This is a genomic window from Streptomyces sp. NPDC056222, assembly GCF_042264065.1.
GTDB lineage: Bacteria > Actinomycetota > Actinomycetes > Streptomycetales > Streptomycetaceae > Streptomyces.
This window is the reverse complement of record NZ_JBHJTL010000026.1, coordinates 46,316-63,861: the sequence shown is the minus strand read 5'-3', so window position 1 is coordinate 63,861 and position 17,546 is coordinate 46,316. Positions and strand designations below refer to the sequence as shown.

General features: G+C 68.1%; 11 protein-coding genes. 8 read left to right on the top strand and 3 right to left on the bottom strand.

Going from position 1 to position 17,546, the window contains the following annotated elements; translation table 11 throughout:
- Nucleotides 1–42: 42 nt before the first annotated feature.
- The 3 genes from ACFC0D_RS15275 (at nt 43) to ACFC0D_RS15265 (ending at nt 9,344) form a co-directional block, all read left to right on the top strand.
- Complete coding sequence (locus tag ACFC0D_RS15275; protein ID WP_376435049.1) at nt 43–1,257, top strand: protein kinase; 1,215 nt, start codon at nt 43–45, stop codon at nt 1,255–1,257.
- 121 nt (nt 1,258–1,378) lie between these two features.
- Nucleotides 1,379–4,273 carry a DEAD/DEAH box helicase gene (locus ACFC0D_RS15270; protein WP_376435047.1) on the top strand — a complete coding sequence of 965 codons (2,895 nt, stop codon included), beginning with the start codon at nt 1,379–1,381 and terminating at the stop codon, nt 4,271–4,273.
- A 10-nt stretch (nt 4,274–4,283) separates the two neighbouring features.
- A complete protein-coding gene (locus ACFC0D_RS15265; protein ID WP_376435045.1) occupies nt 4,284–9,344 on the top strand; it encodes a class I SAM-dependent DNA methyltransferase in 5,061 nt (1,686 codons plus the stop codon).
- 55 nt (nt 9,345–9,399) lie between these two features.
- Here ACFC0D_RS15265 and ACFC0D_RS15260 read toward each other — a convergent pair whose 3' ends face one another.
- Nucleotides 9,400–9,603: a DUF397 domain-containing protein gene (locus tag ACFC0D_RS15260; protein WP_376435042.1), complete on the bottom strand. Its 204-nt coding sequence runs from the start codon at nt 9,601–9,603 to the stop codon at nt 9,400–9,402.
- On the bottom strand, nt 9,600–10,439 hold the full coding sequence (locus ACFC0D_RS15255) for a helix-turn-helix domain-containing protein (RefSeq protein WP_376435091.1): 840 nt from the start codon (nt 10,437–10,439) through the stop codon (nt 9,600–9,602). The genes ACFC0D_RS15260 and ACFC0D_RS15255 overlap by 4 nt, the downstream gene beginning before the upstream one ends.
- A 147-nt stretch (nt 10,440–10,586) precedes the next feature.
- Between ACFC0D_RS15255 and ACFC0D_RS15250 the strand changes: the two genes are divergently transcribed.
- On the top strand, nt 10,587–11,063 hold the full coding sequence (locus ACFC0D_RS15250; protein ID WP_376435039.1) for an ATP-binding protein: 477 nt from the start codon (nt 10,587–10,589) through the stop codon (nt 11,061–11,063).
- Nucleotides 11,064–11,081: 18 nt separating this feature from the next.
- Complete coding sequence (locus tag ACFC0D_RS15245; protein ID WP_376435036.1) at nt 11,082–12,548, top strand: hypothetical protein; 1,467 nt, start codon at nt 11,082–11,084, stop codon at nt 12,546–12,548.
- 5 nt (nt 12,549–12,553) lie between these two features.
- Here ACFC0D_RS15245 and ACFC0D_RS15240 read toward each other — a convergent pair whose 3' ends face one another.
- On the bottom strand, nt 12,554–14,140 hold the full coding sequence (locus ACFC0D_RS15240; RefSeq protein WP_376435034.1) for an NnrS multi-domain protein: 1,587 nt from the start codon (nt 14,138–14,140) through the stop codon (nt 12,554–12,556).
- 113 nt (nt 14,141–14,253) lie between these two features.
- Between ACFC0D_RS15240 and ACFC0D_RS15235 the strand changes: the two genes are divergently transcribed.
- Genes ACFC0D_RS15235 through ACFC0D_RS15225 form a run of 3 tightly spaced genes read left to right on the top strand, consistent with a single transcriptional unit; the run spans nt 14,254 to nt 17,546 of the window.
- Entirely contained in the window at nt 14,254–14,652 is a 399-nt protein-coding gene (locus ACFC0D_RS15235; RefSeq protein WP_376435031.1) for a hypothetical protein, read from the top strand.
- A 55-nt stretch (nt 14,653–14,707) separates the two neighbouring features.
- Nucleotides 14,708–16,363, top strand: a complete 1,656-nt coding sequence (locus tag ACFC0D_RS15230; RefSeq protein ID WP_376435029.1) for a DUF262 domain-containing protein — start codon at nt 14,708–14,710, stop codon at nt 16,361–16,363.
- Nucleotides 16,353–17,546, top strand: coding sequence for a type II toxin-antitoxin system HipA family toxin (locus tag ACFC0D_RS15225; protein ID WP_376435026.1), 1,194 nt, complete (start codon nt 16,353–16,355; stop codon nt 17,544–17,546). The genes ACFC0D_RS15230 and ACFC0D_RS15225 overlap by 11 nt, the downstream gene beginning before the upstream one ends.

Here is a 17,546-nt window from a genome sequence, read left to right as displayed (position 1 = left end):
CCATCGCGCGACCTTCGGTGGATCTTCGAGGTGGAGACCAGAGTGAACGCAACGCCGCTGAGCCCGGACGATCCGGCCGAGCTGGGCGGGTTCACGCTACTGGGACGGATCGGCCACGGCGGCATGGGCCAGGTCTACCTCGGCGAGTCCGCCGCCGGTGAGGCCGTCGCGGTGAAGGTGATCAAACCCACGGTCGTCGATTCGGAGACCCGGCAGCGGTTCGCCCAGGAGATCGAGGTCCTCAAGACGATCTGGGGACCGCGCGTAGCCGCGTTCGTGAAGGCCGACACGGAGTCGGAGCAGCCGTGGCTCGCGACCGAGTACGTGGAGGGCCCCGACCTGCGTCGGCTTCTCGACACCCGGGGTGTCCTGTCGCCGCTGGCGGCCGCCTCGCTCGGCGCGACCCTTGCCGAGGCGCTGGCCGGAGTCCACAGCCAAGGGCTGCTGCACCGGGACCTCAAGCCGGCGAACATCCTGCTCGGCCCCAACGGCCCCAAGATCATCGACTTCGGCCTCGCCGTCTTCGCCGAGTCCAGCGCCTCCCTCACTGCGCCGAACATGGTGATGGGCACCCCCGCCTGCATGTCTCCGGAGCAGGCGAACGGAGAGAAGCCGCTGACGGCACCGGTGGACGTGTACGCGCTCGGGGCGGTTCTGCTCTTCATGACCACGGGCCACTATCCGTACCAGGCCGATCACGTACAGGTGCTCTTCAGTCACATCGTCAACCCCGACAAGGAGCCCGACCTGTCGGGAGCGCCCGAGGAACTGGTCGGTCTCCTGTCGTCCATGCTCCGGTACGCACAGCACGACCGTCCGACGATGGACGAGGTGGTCTCCCGGTGCGTGGCGATCATCAAGGCGCACGGAGTGACCGTGGCCCAGGCCCGACGGCAGCTGGCCTCCCTCACCGCGGCCGCGTACGAACCGCCGCAGCCCTCCCCTGTACCGGCTCCTACCCCGCCGTCGACGGACGCCGAGACCTTCGCCGAGGCCTCGACCCTCCTGACCCCGAACCCGCCGGTGGCCGTGGCGCCGACCGTCCCGCTGCCGCAGCAGTCCACCCCCGCCCAACAGCCGGGCTACACCCCGACGATCGCGGTCACCACCCCGGACGCAGAGCCCGCAGCCGAAACCCCGGCGCAACCCATGCCCACGCCCACTCCCGCGCCTCCCGCCGGCCCTCGACGTTCCGCCGCCGCGCTCCGGATCGCGGCCCAGTTGCGGGAGACATACGCGTCGACGGCGCCGTTCTGAGCGGTCCGACGGGCAGCAAGGCGCCGGGGGGTCCCGGACAAAGGTGACCATCGCCCCTTGTCCGGGGCCGTGGCCCGCACGAAGATCTACACAGTTCAGCAGCTACCAGGAGGTACCGCGGGTGACCGCCCAGCAGTCCAGTCGGCAGTCCGGTCGGCAGCCCGCCCCGGGTACCGGTACGAGTCTCCCGCCCGGCGCCCAGATCGTCGTGCGCGATGAGGAATGGCTGGTCAAGAACGTCACCCGGACCGACCATGACGGCGATCGCATCGAAGCCGTCGGGATCTCCGAGTTCGTCCGCGATCAGGAGGCCGTCTTCTTCACCGGCCTGGAACGCACCCGCGACGGCGCGCCCGGCATCGAGCTCATGGACCCCGCCAAGACCACCCTGATCAGCGACGACTCGCCGAACTTCCGCCGCAGCCGGCTCTTCCTGGAAGCGATCCTGCGCAAGACCCCGCTGCCCCAGTCCGAGCGCGGCCTGGCCCTCGCCGACAGCTTCCTGCTCGACCCGCTCCCCTACCAGCAGCGGCCCGCGCAGCTCGCGCTCTCGGGCCGGAACCTGCGCCCCCGCATGCTGATCGCGGACGTAGTCGGCCTCGGCAAGACCCTGGAGATCGGACTCACCCTCGCAGAGCTGATCCGCCGCGGCCGCGGCGAGCGGATCCTCGTCGTGACCCCGCAGCACGTTCTGGAGCAGTTCCAGCACGAGCTGTGGACGCGGTTCGCGATCCCGCTGATCCGCCTCGACTCCGCGGGCATCGAGCGGATCCAGCGGGAGATCCCGGCGGGCCGCAACCCCTTCACGTTCTTCAAGCGGGTGATCGTCTCGATCGACACCCTCAAGAACACCGATCAGTACAAGCACCACCTGGAGCACATCCGGTGGGACGCCGTCGTCATCGACGAGTCGCACAACCTGATCAACCGCGGCTCGCTGCGCAACCAGCTCGCGCAGCTCCTCGCCCCGCAGACGGATGCCCTCATCCTCGCCAGCGCGACCCCGCACAACGGCAACGCCCGCTCGTTCGCCGAGCTGATCGCGCTGCTCGACCCGGCGGCGATCCGCGACCCGGAGCGGTACTCGGCCGAGGACATCGAGCACCTGTTCATCCGCCGCACCAAGGTCAGCGCCGAGGTACGGGAGAAGATGTCCGGCCAGTGGGCCGACCGGGGACCTTCCGAGTCGGTGCGCTGCCCGGCGACCCCGGCCGAGGAGAAGATCTTCGAGGAGCTGGCCCAGGTCTGGCTGCCCACCGAGAGCCGCTCGGTGAGCGAGGTCCCGCTCTTCCCGTACACCCTGCTCAAATCCTTCCTCTCCTCGCACGCCGCCCTGAGCTCGACGGTCGACACCCGTATCAAGACGCTGGAGAAGAAGAACGACCCGGACGCGACGGGCACCGAACTGGCCGCCCTCCAGCGCCTGCGGGAGCTGACGGACGCTCTGACCGAGCAGGACTCTGCCAAGTTCGCCGCTCTCGTCGAGCAGCTGAAGGCGATCGGGGTCGGACCGCGCAGCGAGACACGCGTCGTGGTCTTCTCCGAGCGCGTCCAGACCCTGGAGTGGCTGCGGTCCGCCGTACCGGCCGCGCTCGGTTTCAAGGGCAAGGCCCTGGAGGAAGCGGCCCGTGTGATGCACGGCGGCCTCTCCGACGAGCAGCAGATGCAGTGCGTCGAGGACTTCGGCCTCGCCGACGCACCCGTCCGCATCCTCTTCACCGGCGACGTGGCCTCCGAGGGTGTCAACCTCCACCGGCAGTGCCATCAGCTCATCCACTACGACGTTCCGTGGTCGCTGATCCGCATCGAGCAGCGCAACGGCCGTATCGACCGCTACGGTCAGGTTCACAAGCCGCAGTTCCGCGCCCTGATCCTGACCAGCGAGGTGGACGGCGCGAAGGACGACCGCACGGTCGCCGAACGTCTCCTCGAACGGGAGGACGAGGCACACCGCTCGCTCGGCACGGCAGAGGCGGTCTCCGGCCTGTACCGCGCGGAGGCCGAGGAGAAGTCGCTGATCCAGGACCTGCTCAAGGGCCGCACGGTCGACGAGTCCCTCCAGCACACCGCCGAGGAGGCGGGCGGGGCGGACGACTTCCTGGCCGACTTCTTCGCCCAGGTCGACGACGTGTCCGCCGAGCCCGCCGCCGAGACTCCCGCATCGGACGGTTCATCGGCCGCCCCGCCAAAAGCCCACGTGCCTCGCCTCTTCACGACCACCCGCGAGTTCGTCGACGAGGCCGTACGGGAGGTCTTCCCGGACGCCCAGCAGTCCCTCGGGATGGACCGCGACCCCGAGAACGGCCTGATCTCCTTCAAGCCCCCGGTCGACCTGGTGCACCGCCTGAAGGCGCTGCCGCCCGACTACCGCCGCGAGCAGCGCCTGAGCGAACGCCTCCTCGTCACCCTCAACCGCAAGCTGGCCGACCGCGCCCTCGTACGGGCCCGCGAGTCGGGCACCTCCAGCTGGCCGGAGATCTCCCTGCTCACCGACCTCCACCCGGTGGTGGAGTGGCTGACCGACAAGGTCCTCGTCAAGCTGGGCCGCCAGGAGGCCCCGGTCATCACGGCCGACGTCGAGGCCTCCGTGTATCTCGTGCAGGGCATCTACTCCAACGCCCTGGGTCGCCCGACCGTCGTCAAGTGGATGGCCGTCACGGGCGAGGACGTCACCGACGACATGGTGGGGATACTCCGCGAGGCCGGCATCGGACCGACGATGGCCAACCCCTTGCATCCCCACGACGTGGACGGCCTGCGGGCCGGCATCCCCGCCGCCCTGGAGGCCGCCGAGGCCTTCCTCTCGCGCCACAGCTCGGAGTGGGACAAGGCCCTCCTCGCCCCGATCGAGGAGTACCGGCACCGCCTCGGCCAGTGGGAACAAGCCACCCTCGCGGGCGAGGAGACCAAGGACGACCTCTCCCGCCTCGCCGACTCCCTCCTGACGACGGGCCGCCCGATGCTGCGCGTGCTGGCCGTCCTCGACTCCGCCCACGGCTCCGCCGCGCACGCCTAGGAGAATCCCCATGACGTACGACTCCCTGGTCAACCGCGGCGACTACTTCTCCGCGCACTACCTGGCCGAGGTCTTCCCGAAGGACCTCAAGTCCGGGCTTCTCGCGGCCTGGAAGACCCGCGAGGAGGAGGCCAAGTCCGCGGACTCCGCGGATCAGGAACCCGACCCGGAGGCCCTCCCGGTCACCCCTCGTCTGGGTCTGCGCGCCCTGCGCCGCCCGTACTTCCGCACCCGCGCCTTCTTCGCGGAGGCGGCGGTCGCACACGACGACGCGACGACGTACGACGCACCCGAGTGGCGCGAGCGCGCGACCTCCCTCAACGCCGCCGTCCTCCGCGCGCTCGGCTACGACGCCAAGCCCCAGACCCTCACGGTGTCGCGAGCGGACCACACGTACGAGATCCCGGTCGCGCACGCCGAGCCGGGCCTCGTGGCTGTCGACTGCGGCTGGGCGGCCGAACCGGACGCCGCCCTTGACCCGGACGGCCCCGGCCGCCTCCTCACCCCCGTACAGCTGGACGCGTCCTCGTCGCTCCGTACGGGCTCGAAGCTGGCCTCGTTCCTCTTCGCGAGCGAGGACGCACCCCGGTACGTGCTGCTGCTCGCCGGCGGCGTGATCGTCCTCGCGGACCGGGCGGCCTGGGGTGAGGGCCGCTACCTCGCTGCCTCGCTGGACACGGCCCTCGATCGCAACAACACCAAGGACGGCCAGGAACTCGACACCCTGGCGGCCCTGTTCGGCGCGGACTCGCTGCGCACTCCGGAGGAGGGCGGCGAGAACCCGCTCGCCGGCCTCGTCGACAAGTCCACGAAGCACGCCGTCGGCGTCTCGTCCGAACTCCGCGACGGCCTCCGCGAATCCGTGGAACTCATCGCGAACGAGGTCCTGGAGCGGATCACCAGCCATGACGGAGTCCGCCTGGAGGACGTAAAGGAACTCCCCGAACTCTCCCGGCAGCTCACCCGCGAGTCGCTCCGCTACCTGTACCGCATCCTCTTCCTCCTGTACGCGGAGGCCCGCCCCGAGCTGGGCATCCTGCCGTCCGACTACCCCGAGTACCACCAGGGGTACGGCCTCGGCCGCCTCGGCGAACTCGTCGCGGAACGCGACCTGGTGGGCGAGAAGGCCCGCGAGGGCGTCTACCTGTACGAGTCCCTGGACCTGCTCTTCAGCAAGGTCCAGGAGGGCTACCGGCCGCGCCGCACGCACGGGGTGGCGGAGAAGGAGTCGGAAGACGTCGGTCTCCGCTTCGAGCCGCTCCACTCGAAGCTCTTCGAGCCGGAGTCGATCCGCCTCATCGGCGCGGAGTCCGTCAAGGACCCCCGCCACGACGACGACTCGGACGAGGGCCCGCGCTACCTGGACACCCGCCTCCGCAACGCGACCCTGTACAAGGTCCTGCGGAAGCTGATGCTCACCCGGGGCAGGAAGGGCGAGCGCGGCGGCTTCATCTCGTACGCGCAGCTCGGCATCAACCAGCTGGGCGCGGTGTACGAGGGGCTGATGTCGTACGCGGGCTTCATCGCGGGCGAGGAACTGTACGAGGTCGCGAAGAACGGCGACCCGAAGGACGGTTCCTGGCTGATCCCGTCCTCGAAGGCCGACGAGTACGCGGATTCCGTCTTCGTCCGCCGTCGCGACGAGGAGACGGGCGCCGACGTCCGGGTCCGGTACCGCCCGGGCTCGTTCGTCTACCGTCTCTCGGGCCGCGACCGCCAGACCTCGGCCTCGTACTACACGCCGGAATCCCTGACGAAGGTCACGGTCCAGCTGGCGTTGCAGCACCGCCTCGACCAGGACGACACGGTCACGGAAGCCCGGGAACTCCTGGACTGGAAGATCTGCGAGCCGGCCCTCGGCTCGGGCGCGTTCCTCAACGAGGCCATCAACCAGGTCGCGGCCGAGTACCTGCGCCGCCGCCAGGACGAGACCGGCCAGGCGATCGACACCGAGCAGTACCCGGTGGAGCTCCAGAAGGCCAAGGCGTACATCGCGCTGCACAACTCCTACGGCGTGGACCTCAACTCGACGGCCGTCGAACTGGCTGAGGTCTCGCTGTGGCTGAACACGATGCACCCCGGTATGGAGGCGCCGTGGTTCGGCCTCCACCTGCGGCGGGGCAACTCGCTGATCGGCGGTCGGCGGGAGATCTACGGCGCGGACCGCCTGAAGAAGGGCGGCTGGCTGGGCGCCACGCCGGAACGCTTCCCTCTCACGGATGCGGCGGCGGGCCTGCCGGCCGGCTCGGTCCACCACTTCCTGCTTCCGGCGAAGGAGTGGGGCGCGGTCGCGGCCGAGAAGGAGGCGAAGGCGCTTGCCCCGGAGGAGGCGAAGGCGCTCGGCACCTGGCGCAAGGCGATCACGAAGTGGCCGAGCGCGAAGCAGACGACGCGGCTCCAGGGGCTCGCGCGTCGGGCGGAGTACCTGTGGCAGTTGGTGGTTCGCCGCCTGGAGATCTCCGAGCGGGACATCAGCCGCAAGATCGATGTCTGGGGGGCGGAGCCGGAGTGGCTGCGCCAGCCGGTGGAGGCGGTCCAGCGCGAGGAGGTCCTGGCGGACCTTGAGGCGGTCGACACCCCGTACTGGCGACTGAAGACGCTGATGGACGCGTGGTGCGCACTGTGGTTCTGGCCGGTCCAGGAGGCGTCGCTGCTGGATGGGACGAATCCTCGTTACCGGCAGGCGGCGGAGCTGGCGGAGCAGTCGGCTGCCTATGAGGTGGCCGTCTCGGGGGCGGAGGACGAGGACGCCGGCGTACTGATGTCCTGGGAGGAAGAGGCCCTCCCCGGTTTCGGTATGGAGGTCAAGCAGCTGTCGCTCACGCAGGAGGACGTGGCCAAGCGGCGGATGGGCCGCCGCAAGGAGTCCATTGCGGAGAAGCGCCGCGCTGTGATCCCGCTGGCGAACCTGGACGACTGGCTGGACTTCGCGGAGTCGTTGCTGGGGACGCAGGATGTGCCGACGGAGTCGCTGATCGCGGAGTTCGAGTCGCTGACGGAACTGACGCCGTACGAGGACGCGTTGCCGGACTTGATGGGGATGGATCGGTCTTACTGGCTGGAGTCCCGATTCCCGTGGGCGGCCCGCTCGAAGGACATCGCTACGCAGCAGGGCTTCTTCCACTGGGAGTTGGAGTACGCCCAGGTCTTCGAGCGGGGCGGGTACGACCTGCAGGTCGGGAATCCGCCTTGGGTGCGGCCAGACTGGCAGGAGGATGTGATCCTCGCCGAGTTGGAACCGTGGTTCGTGCTCAGCGAAAAGCCGAGCGCGGAGGAATGGCGGCTACGGAAGGACGAAACACTCACAAGCTCTCGCGCTTCCGGCTTCTACCTTGCCGAGCTGGCAGGGGTCGTCGGGACGGCGGGCCTGCTGAGTTCTCCGACCACGTATCCGCTGCTGTACAAGACGCGGCCGGACTTGTACCGGGCATTCATGTGCCGAGTCTGGGGGCAGACGAGCACGGCGGGAACGGCGGGGTTGATTCACCCAGACACGCACTTCGGCGGGACAAAAGAGGGGCGACTCCGTGAGGCCGCCTACGGGCATCTGCGGATGCATGCGCACTTCTACAACCGCACCGGCGTCTTCTCCGAGATCCACGCGAACACCGAGTTCAGCATCAACATCTACGGCTCACGCAAAGCGCCCTCTTTCACCCATATCAGCTGGCTCTTTTCGCCCGACACTCTCACTTCCTCGTTGACTCACAACGGAAGGGGCGCACTGCCGGGAATGAAGCATGACGGCTCATGGGACCTCAGGGCACACAAATCACGCCTGGTCCACGTAACGTCCGAGCAACTGATGGAATGGAATCGCCTGGCAGGGGATAGCGAAGCACCGGACAGTCAGGCTGCGCTGCTATATCCCGTCACCGATAGCGAGCAGGACGCCATCGAAACATTGTCATCGATCGATATCAGGCTCGGAAGTTTCCGCCCACGTATCACCATCGGGATGTTCGAGAACCTGGCAACCAAGAAGCTCGGCCTGTACTCCTGGCGGACTTCAGATGTCGAGGATCTCAGCGAAGTCATCCTTCAAGGGCCGCATATCGCAGGCTCCACCCCTTTCAACAAGCAGCCCAACAACCCCTGCAAGACAAACCGCGACTGGTCTTCTTTCGACCTCACAGCCCTCCCCTCCGACGCCATCCCTCGCACTAACTACATCCGGGCCTGCGAGACAGACCGCTACGTCTCTGTTCAGGACCATTGGGATGGCCGCCCATACACGGAGTTCTTCCGCCTTGCTTGGCGCGTCATGGTTCCGTTCGACACCGAGCGCAGCTTGTTTGCCGCGCTCATCCCTCCTGGTCCGGCGCACGTCGATGCGGTGAACTCCCTAGCGCTTGGAAGTAACAAGGCGACTGTCTTGACCGCCGGATTCTGGGCAGCGTTGCCCATGGACTACTTGCTGCGCATCACTGGACGCTCACACCTTCGGGTAGCCGAGGCGCACAAGATGCCCGCCCCTGCCTCCAACCATCCCCTCGCCCTGCCCCTCCTCCTCCGCACCCTGCGGCTCAACTGTCTGACCAACGCCTACGCCCCCCTCTGGCAGGAGCTGTTCCACCTCACCTGGCCGGGGTACGAAGACTGGGCCAACGCTTGGGCAGGTCTCGCTCCGCTCGCGGGACACCTCAAGGGGGCATGGGAGTACGACACACCCCTCCGGACGGAGTACGAGAGGCGGGCCGCACTGGTCGAGTTGGATGCTCTCGTGTCTGTCTGGCTCGGAATCACCGCTGATCAGCTCGTGGCGATCTACAAGTCCCGTTACCCCATCCTCTCTGACTACGAGGCGGAGATGTACTTCGACGCGAACGGTCGCAAGCTCGCCCGCAACCACAACACCTACGGATACGGTCAGGCCAAGGAGACCTATCCGGCTCTCCTCGACCACCTGGACAACCCGGCCACCACCCCGCCGCCCGAGGGGTACACCGCACCCTTCTACAAGGCCGACCGAGAGACCGAGATGCGGGCCGCGCACGCACACTTCTCTGCTCGGCTTGACGCGGAGATCGCCGCCCGCCGATGGACGCCTCCCGTGAAGGGTGACGAGTAGGAAGACGAACGGGCCGCGCCAACCGAATTTGGCGCGGCCCGCGTTGTCGTACAGGTCAGCGCGACGCGAAGGCGACGAACGTCGCCCACTGCTCCGTGTCGAAGCTCAGCATGGCCCCGGCCTTGTTCTTCGAGTCGCGGACATGGGTCGAACCGACGGCGTTCGCCACCTCCACGCACTCTCCTCCCTCGCCGCTGCTGTAGCTGCTCTTGAACCAGGCCGATTCCGGCATCGCCCGCACAGGCTCTTCGACGTTCATGTCTCTCCCAGCAACTTCTCGACGACGGCCAGCGATTCGCGCGGAGTGAGGGCCTGGGCCCTGAGGAGTCCGTACTGTTCCTCAATCTCCCGCACCGACTTCCGCTCCGTGTGGAGGCGACTGTCCTTGAGCACCTCCACGTAGGCGATCCTCCGCCCTTCCCTCGTCTCGATCAAGGTGAACGGACCAGCCAACCCAGCGTGCTCCGCGCGCTCTGTCGGCATCACCTGGATCTCGACGTTGCGGCGATGCCCCACCGACAGCACGTGTTCCAGCTGGCCCCGCATCACGTCCCGCCCACCCAGTGGGCGACGCAGCACGGACTCCTCGATCACGAAGCTGATGGTGGGCATCGGCGTGCGGGAGAGGATCTCGTGCCGGGCCAATCGCGCCGCGACCCGTTCCTCAACGGTCGCCTCATCCAGCAAGGGCCGCCGCATGACGAACACCGCCCGCGCGTACTCCTCCGTCTGCAACAACCCCGGCACCGCCTGCACCGCGTACACGTGCAGCTCCACGGCCTCCTTCTCCAGCTTCGCCGCGCCCCGGAAGAACGCCGGGTACTGCGCCCGCGCGACCTCCTCCTTCATCTCCTTCAAGATTCCGCGCGCCCCGAGCACCTCATCCGCCTGGTCGATGAACTTCGCCGGCGGGATCCGCCGCCCCTGTTCGTACGCCGCGATCGTCGACGCCGAGTACCCCGTCATCGCCCCGAACTCAGGCCGTTCGAGCCCCGCCCACTCCCGGAACCGCTTCAGCTGCCGCCCGAAGACCTGAAGGATTCCCGCCGCCCCCTGCTCGGCCTCGTATCCGGCTTCCACTTCACGATCGTCCATGATCCGCGCCTCCCGCACCCAACTCCCCGGCCATCCCACCGGTCACGCCCCGTACCGCCGACACCCTCCGCACCGACGCGTACAGCCCGTACCCGTCCGCACGTCACTCCTGGTCAACGTTACTCACGCAACGCCACCGTTGGCCGCATGGAATCCACAACTCACCCCACCCAGTCCGCGCGCGAATTCAAAGCCCCCGCCCGGGAGTTCGACATGCGCTTCACATCCACCCCACGCGGCGCACGGCTCGCCCGGCGTCTCGTCTCGCACCGTCTCCACGAGTGGGGCCACCCGTACAGCACGACCACCAACGACACCGTCACCCTCCTCGCCGCCGAGCTCACCGCGAACGCCGTACGCCACGGCCACGTCCCCGGCAGGGACTTCCGTCTCCGCCTCACCGTCGGCGCCGACCCCGACACCAGCTCCACGAGCATCCGTATCGAGGTCACCGACACCCGCACCGAGCGGACGCCCGCCCTCGCCGCGCCCACCCCCGATGCCGAAGCCGGCCGGGGCCTGCTCCTCGTGGCGGCCCTCGCCACCCGCTGGGGCATCACACCCCGCATCGCCGCCCCCGGCAAGACCGTCTGGGCGGAGATCAGCGTTCACCCGGACCGTTGATCACATACGCTGCCGTCCGTGGTCTACGCGATCTCCCTCTCCGCAGCAGAACTCGACGACATCGACTGGCAGTTGCAACTGGACCAGTTCATGGGAAAGACCATGGGTTCGTCCATGCGGTCGCGTGACCTGTCTCCCCAGGTCACGCTCGTGTTCGCGCGTACCCATCCCGCGACAGGCACCGCCTACCCCACCTACCAGCTGCGTTGGCTCGGTGTGGTGAAGCGCCCCAAGGGCAAGCGCATCGCCACCCGCGACGCCCTGATCAAGGTGGAGCCGCTGTGGCGCAGTCCCGCGCCGGTGGAACTGGCCACGGTGACCGCCTCACTGTCACAGGCAGACGCCTCGGACCTCACCCTCATGCTGTCCAGCGAGGTCGCCGTACTCCCCGAGGAGCTCGGTCAGCGCCTCGTCGCCGCACTGCGCAAGCAGGGGCCGCGGTTTGCCCAGCTCCTCGACCGTCTGACCAGCGTCGCGGATCAGGCCCCCTTCGACAGTTCCCGCATCGAGGACCGCTCCTGGCAGGAGCAGTACGACTCCACGCGCCTTGCGCTCAGCATCGGCGAGTTCCCCCTCGCCCCTCTCAGCGCCTGGCGCCGGCCATCGAGTCCCCACGACACCTACCTCGCCGGGTTGATCCCCGAACCCACCGAGCAGAGCCTGATCGAGCACGATGCCGCCCACTCGATGCCGGGCCCGAGGCTCCTCCAACCCTGGGACGGACCGGACTTCCGCTGCGACATCCACGTCTTCGAACACGAAGGGCGGCGCATCGAGGTCGCCAACGTCAACGCCACGCCCGTCGAGGGGCGGCTGGGCAGCGACCTGATCCACTACCACGAGGCCACCCAGAGTTTTGTGATGGTCCAGTACAAGCGCCTCCCGCCCGTGGAGCGCTGGATATACGTGGACGACCGCCTGCGCGGCCAGCTCGACCGGCTGGAGGCCGTGGCGCAGATCGGCCGGCCGGCCCACGCGCCTCACGACTGGCGCCTGGGGAGCGACCCCTGCTTCCTCAAGCTCGCCTACTGGCCGGAGGACGGCCGAGCCGACCCCGGCGGCCCGGCAGCGGGCATGTACCTGCCTCTGTCCTACGTACGCCTGCTGCTCCAGGACGACTGCACCCGCGGGCCGAACGGAGGCAGACGCCTCGGCTACGACTATGCCGACCGGCACTTGATCAACAGCCAGTTCATCGAGCTCGTGAAGCACGGACTGGCCGGGACCGTGGGCACGTCCCGGGAGGAGCTGCTCGCCCTGGGGACGGAGCGCGCCATGGAGGGGTACTCCGTCACCATCGCCGCAGAGCTGGGGGACGGCCGCCACCCCGGGGAACTGGTGCGGGAGCGGCAACGGCGTGCCAACTCCCGTACGGCCGGCAAGCGGCAGGCCAAGAAGCCGACCCGAGCCCGGATGAAACCTCAGAGACTCGTGATCGAGGGCCAGTTGTCCTGGGATCTCGACGAGAGGGGCTTCGCGGACTGACGGAGTCAGTCGTCCTTCGGCACGCGCGCGTATGAGAAGGCGCACCGGACCCGGCCGTCGGCCGCGGGAACGAGGCGTACCTGCTCGGCGGGCATCTGAATCGCCGAGCCCGCTGGCTCGTCCCAGAGCGACACCGTTCCTCCGGCCTCCCCGAACGACAGGTACGGCCGCTCGGGCTTCAGGACGCCACCCCGGCTGCCGAGTTTCGCCGCGGGAACCGTCGGCTCGACGCACGTCCACTCCGGTTCCACCCCGAAGTAGGAAGGTGGCGCCGTCTTCCGAACCGCGGCCGTACGGAAGTCGTCCACCGCCTCCCGTGCCGAGTCCAGCGCCCCCAACCCGCACATCACCACCACCGTCACCTGGGTGAGTACGTACAGCGGGACGCCCAGCCGCTCGACCGGGCTGACGAACGATGCGTGCACGTGCTTCGCGATGCCCCACAGGGCCGGGACGAACAGGGCGTAGCTGAGCAGGCTCAGGAGCTTCACCGCCGACGCCGCCTGCCAGATCCCGGGGACGTCGAGGTCATCGGGCGTCACCCCGAGGCTGTCCGCGTACAGCGCGTGCAGCACCGATCCGGAGGCCACCACGAAGGACACGACAGCGGTGAAGGCGAGCGGTGCCGCCCAGGCGAGCCATTCGCCCCACGTCCACTGGCGGACCAGTAGCCAGATGCCTCCGACCGTCGCCGTGACGGCGAAGACCGACAGCATCTGCACCGGGGTCCGGCCTTTGTCGTCCCCCATGCCCGCGCCGAGCGAGACGACAAGGAAGTAGACGGCTACCGCACCGCATATGAGGAGGCTCGCCACGCGGCCGCCGGCCGCGAACACGCCGTAGGCCAACCGCGCGCCTCCGACGAAGCACAGCGTCGCGACACCGGTCCACACCCATACCCGCACACCGCTCTGCTGCCGGGCGACCACCGCGCAGAAGGTCATGGCGAGCAGCCAGGCCACGACCCGGTAGATACGACGCAGGCCGTCCTCCTCGCGACGCTGCACGATGTGACTTCGCTCCCGGCCGTAGACCGGCCGCACGTCGGTCACAGCCCCGGGAGCGGAACCACCGGGCAGGTCCATGCGAGAGAGCCTGCGGGCCTCCGACGCCGTGCCCGTGACCACCATGCCGGTGTCGCGGTAGCCGCGCCTCTCCGAGACTCGCGCACGTGACACCACGGTTGCTCGGCGCAGTCTCGCCATCGGCGTCAGCGTTCTCTGATCGGGTCGGCGGGGTGGCCTGTGAGCGACCGTATGCGCCCGCCAGCCGGTCAGCTGCTCCCGATCCCGGTCCACCAGCTCGCAGCGCCGGGCGTACATCTCCAGACCGGCCGCCCGTGCCAGCCGTTCCACCCGCCAGGCGGCCGCTCGCTCGGTGCGCCGGTTGCGGGCTCCGAAGAACCGCACCTCGACGGAGTACAGCCGCGCCGAGGCGGCTTCTCGCAGCACACCCCGCGACGGGCCCTCACCGCGGGCGAACGCCGTCACGACGGGCCAGCCCTGCTGGTCGAACACCCTCTCCGCCTCGTCCCAGTCGCGTTGCTCCCCCCGCACCTCGACGAGCACCAGTACCCGCTGGTCGTACCGCAACTTGCCCCCCTCATCGATCTTCGACGGTACAAGCGTTCAAACCGCTTGTAGGCCGAAGCCGAGCTCGCTAGCCTTCACTGTCACAGTGTCACCAGGGAAAGGAAAAGCGGAAAATGAGTCCCACGATCCGGGTGGACGACCAGGTCTACGAGGAGCTGCAGAACCGGGCTAAGCCCTTCGTGGACACCCCGAACAGCACCCTGCGCCGAATCCTCGGCCTCCCGGAAAAGCCGGGGCCCGCGGGCGCTCCTGAGTCCTCATCACGCGAGCACACGCTCGGCCCCCTTCTGGCGGACGGACGGCTCCGGATCGGGCAGCGGCTGGTGTGGCGGCGGCGCAATCTCAACCGGGTGCACTACGCGGAGCTCCTGGAGACGGGTGCTCTCCGGCTGGAGGACGGCTCCGTCCACGACACCCCCTCGGGAGCGGCCACCAGCCTCGCGGGTAACGCCCAGAACGGCTGGAAGGCCTTCACCACCGAGGACGGAATCCCGCTGAACGACCTGCGATAGGTACGGGCCGCACCGGACATCGGGCCTACGATGTGACCGTTACAGGAGGAGGATCATGGCAGGAGTGACCAAGCCGAAGGTCGGTCGCGTAGACCCGCTGACACTTGTCGAATGGGCGCAGAGCGGGCGAATCCGGATCCCGCGCTTCCAGCGCTCGTACCGCTGGGAGGCCTCCGACTCCGAGCGACTCTTCGACAGCATCCTGCGTGGTTACCCCATCGGAAACCTGCTGATGTGGCGCAAGCCCGCAGCTGCCGCAGAGATCACCCTGGGAGAACTCCGGTTCGACGCACCTGAACGATCCGACGCCCTGTGGGTGGTCGACGGGCAACAGCGGCTGACCACGCTCATCGGTGCGCTCACGGCATCCGAGGAGACGGTGGACCGCCGTTTCCGGATCTTCTACGACCTCCGCGAGAAGGACCAGCACAAGCGCTTCCTGTCAGCGCCGCACTCCCAGCCTCCGCGTGATTACTGGCTGCCGGTATGGGTCGCGAGCGACAACCGGCGCCTGATCGCCTGGCAGCGGGAACGGCCTTGGCTCACGGACGAGGAGTACGACTTGTGCGATGCGGTGGCCACCGCCATCCGCACCTACGAGATCCCGATGTACGAAATCGAGGGCGACGACGAGCAGGCCCTGCGCGAGATCTTCGACCGCATGAACACCTTCGGGAAGACTCTCAAGCGAGCCGAGATCTTCCAGGCCCTGCACTCCGCTCCACTGGACGTGCAGCCATCCGACCTCGATGCCCTCCGCGAACGCGTAGCGGCGCTCGACTTCGGTGATTTCAGCCCGCAGATACTGATGCAGAGCGTCATGGCAGTGCGTGGCGGGAAGGTGGACCGGGACTTTCGACAGGAGTTCGAGAACGACGAGGATCGGCACCAGGCTTTCGCTCAAACCGAGAAGGCCCTGCGTCTCGTGGTCGACTTCCTGCGCAACGACGCCGGAATCCCGCATCTCCGGCTGCTTCCCTATGCCCTCTACATTCCTGTACTCACCCGCTTCACCGCCCTGTTCCAACGCCCGGAGGGACGAGGAGCCGAGCTCTTGCGCCGCTGGATCTGGCGCGGCGCCGTGGTCGGCGCGGCCCCGCAAGGCAACACCGTCGCGCTGCGGCGCAATGCCAGCGCTGTGGATCACGACCCGGTCGCAAGTGCCACGCGGATGCTGAAACTGCTGCCGGTCGGTGGAGAGCTGTGGAAGCCGGATCTGACCCAGACGGCCCTGAACCGGGCCCAGGCGAAGATCAACGTACTCGGACTGCTCTCAGTGCATCCGGTCCTCCTCGAAGGGGCGACGGACTCGGACGGCAACTACTACCCAGTGGGGACCCGGCTCGACGACTCTCGCCTGCTGACGAACATGCTCGACAGGGGAGGTTCTCCTCTGCTGTCGATTCTGCCCCATGACCGAACTATGGCCGGCAAGTTGCTGCATCCGTCGTCGAAGATCGACTTCTGGCGACTGTTCGAGGAGAACTGGGACCACTTGGTGCTGCGCTCGCATTGCATGGACGAGCGGTGCGTGGAGCTGCTGGAGTCCGCGGACTACGAAGCGTTTCTGGGCCGCCGTGCACAGATCGCCACCGCCACCATCTCTGAGCATGTGCAGCGCATGGCCCTGTTCGGCTTTGCCGATGGGCCGGAGGCCGAGATGCTGTTCTCGGGCGAGGACCTGTGGGGAGACAGTACCGATGCAGCCTGATGTGACCGCAACCGTCTTTCTGAGCGACCGCCGTGTCGGGGTGTTGGGATACCACAAGGGGAACACCTGGTTCGAATATACGGACCTGACAGCCGATCACCCTGTTTTCGGGCAAGGGTTCGAGCGCGATCCACGAAAGCGACGCACGGCCAGCGGTAGCGTGCCCGAATGGTTCGCAAATCTGCTCCCCGAGCAGGGCAGCGGCCTCCGGCGACTGGTAGCCGCCGATCTCGGCAAGCAGCGGATCCACGACTTCGTGCTGCTGAACCACCTCGGCGAGGACCTGCCGGGGGCGGTACGCGTGATTCCGGATGCTCCGCTCGACGACCTCCCCGATCACGATCAGCCCGAGGTCTGCAGCCACGACCACGCCTTGCGCTTCTCCCTGGCCGGCGTCCAGCCCAAGTTCTCGATGCGCTTTGAGGACAAGGCGTTGGTGCTTCCTGCCACAGGAAGTGGCGGCGACTGGATCGTCAAACTCCCGGACGAGCGCTTCCCGGCCGTACCCGCCAACGAGTACGCCATGCTGCGCTGGGCAGGCCTGTCCGGCATCGACGTGCCCGAGGTAGCTCTCGTACCAGGCTCGAAGGTGAAGAACCTGCCCGAGCGCCTCATCGACCCCGCAGAGCCCGTCCTCGCCGTTCGCCGCTTCGACCGCACCGCGGGGGGCCGCGTACATCAGGAGGACTTCGCCCAGGTACGCGAAGTGGCCACGGAGTCCAAGTACGACCGGGCCACCTACGAGGGCCTCGGCCGCGTGGTCAGCGCGGTATGCCCGACAGAAGACGTCGTCGAGTACCTCAGGCGGCTCGTCGCCATGATTGCGATGGGGAACGCCGACGCACATCTGAAGAACTGGACGCTGCGCTATCCGGCCGGCCGGTCGGCCCGGCTCTCACCGGCCTACGATCTGGTGTGCGTCGGCGCGTACCCGAAGGCAGACCAGAAGCTCGCCTTCCCTCTGAGCGGCACCACGAATTCCGCCCTCATCACACTCGAGAGTTTCCGTGCGATGTCGCCGGCCCTCAAGCTGTCCGCGGAACAGATCACCGCAACGGTACGGGAGACGGTCGACGCTCTGGCCACCACCTGGCCGGAGGTCAAACGGGAGTGCCCCGTCCCCGATTTCGTCGCCGGGGCGATCGACGAGCGCTTGCGAACCCTGCCGCTGATCCGCGGCTGA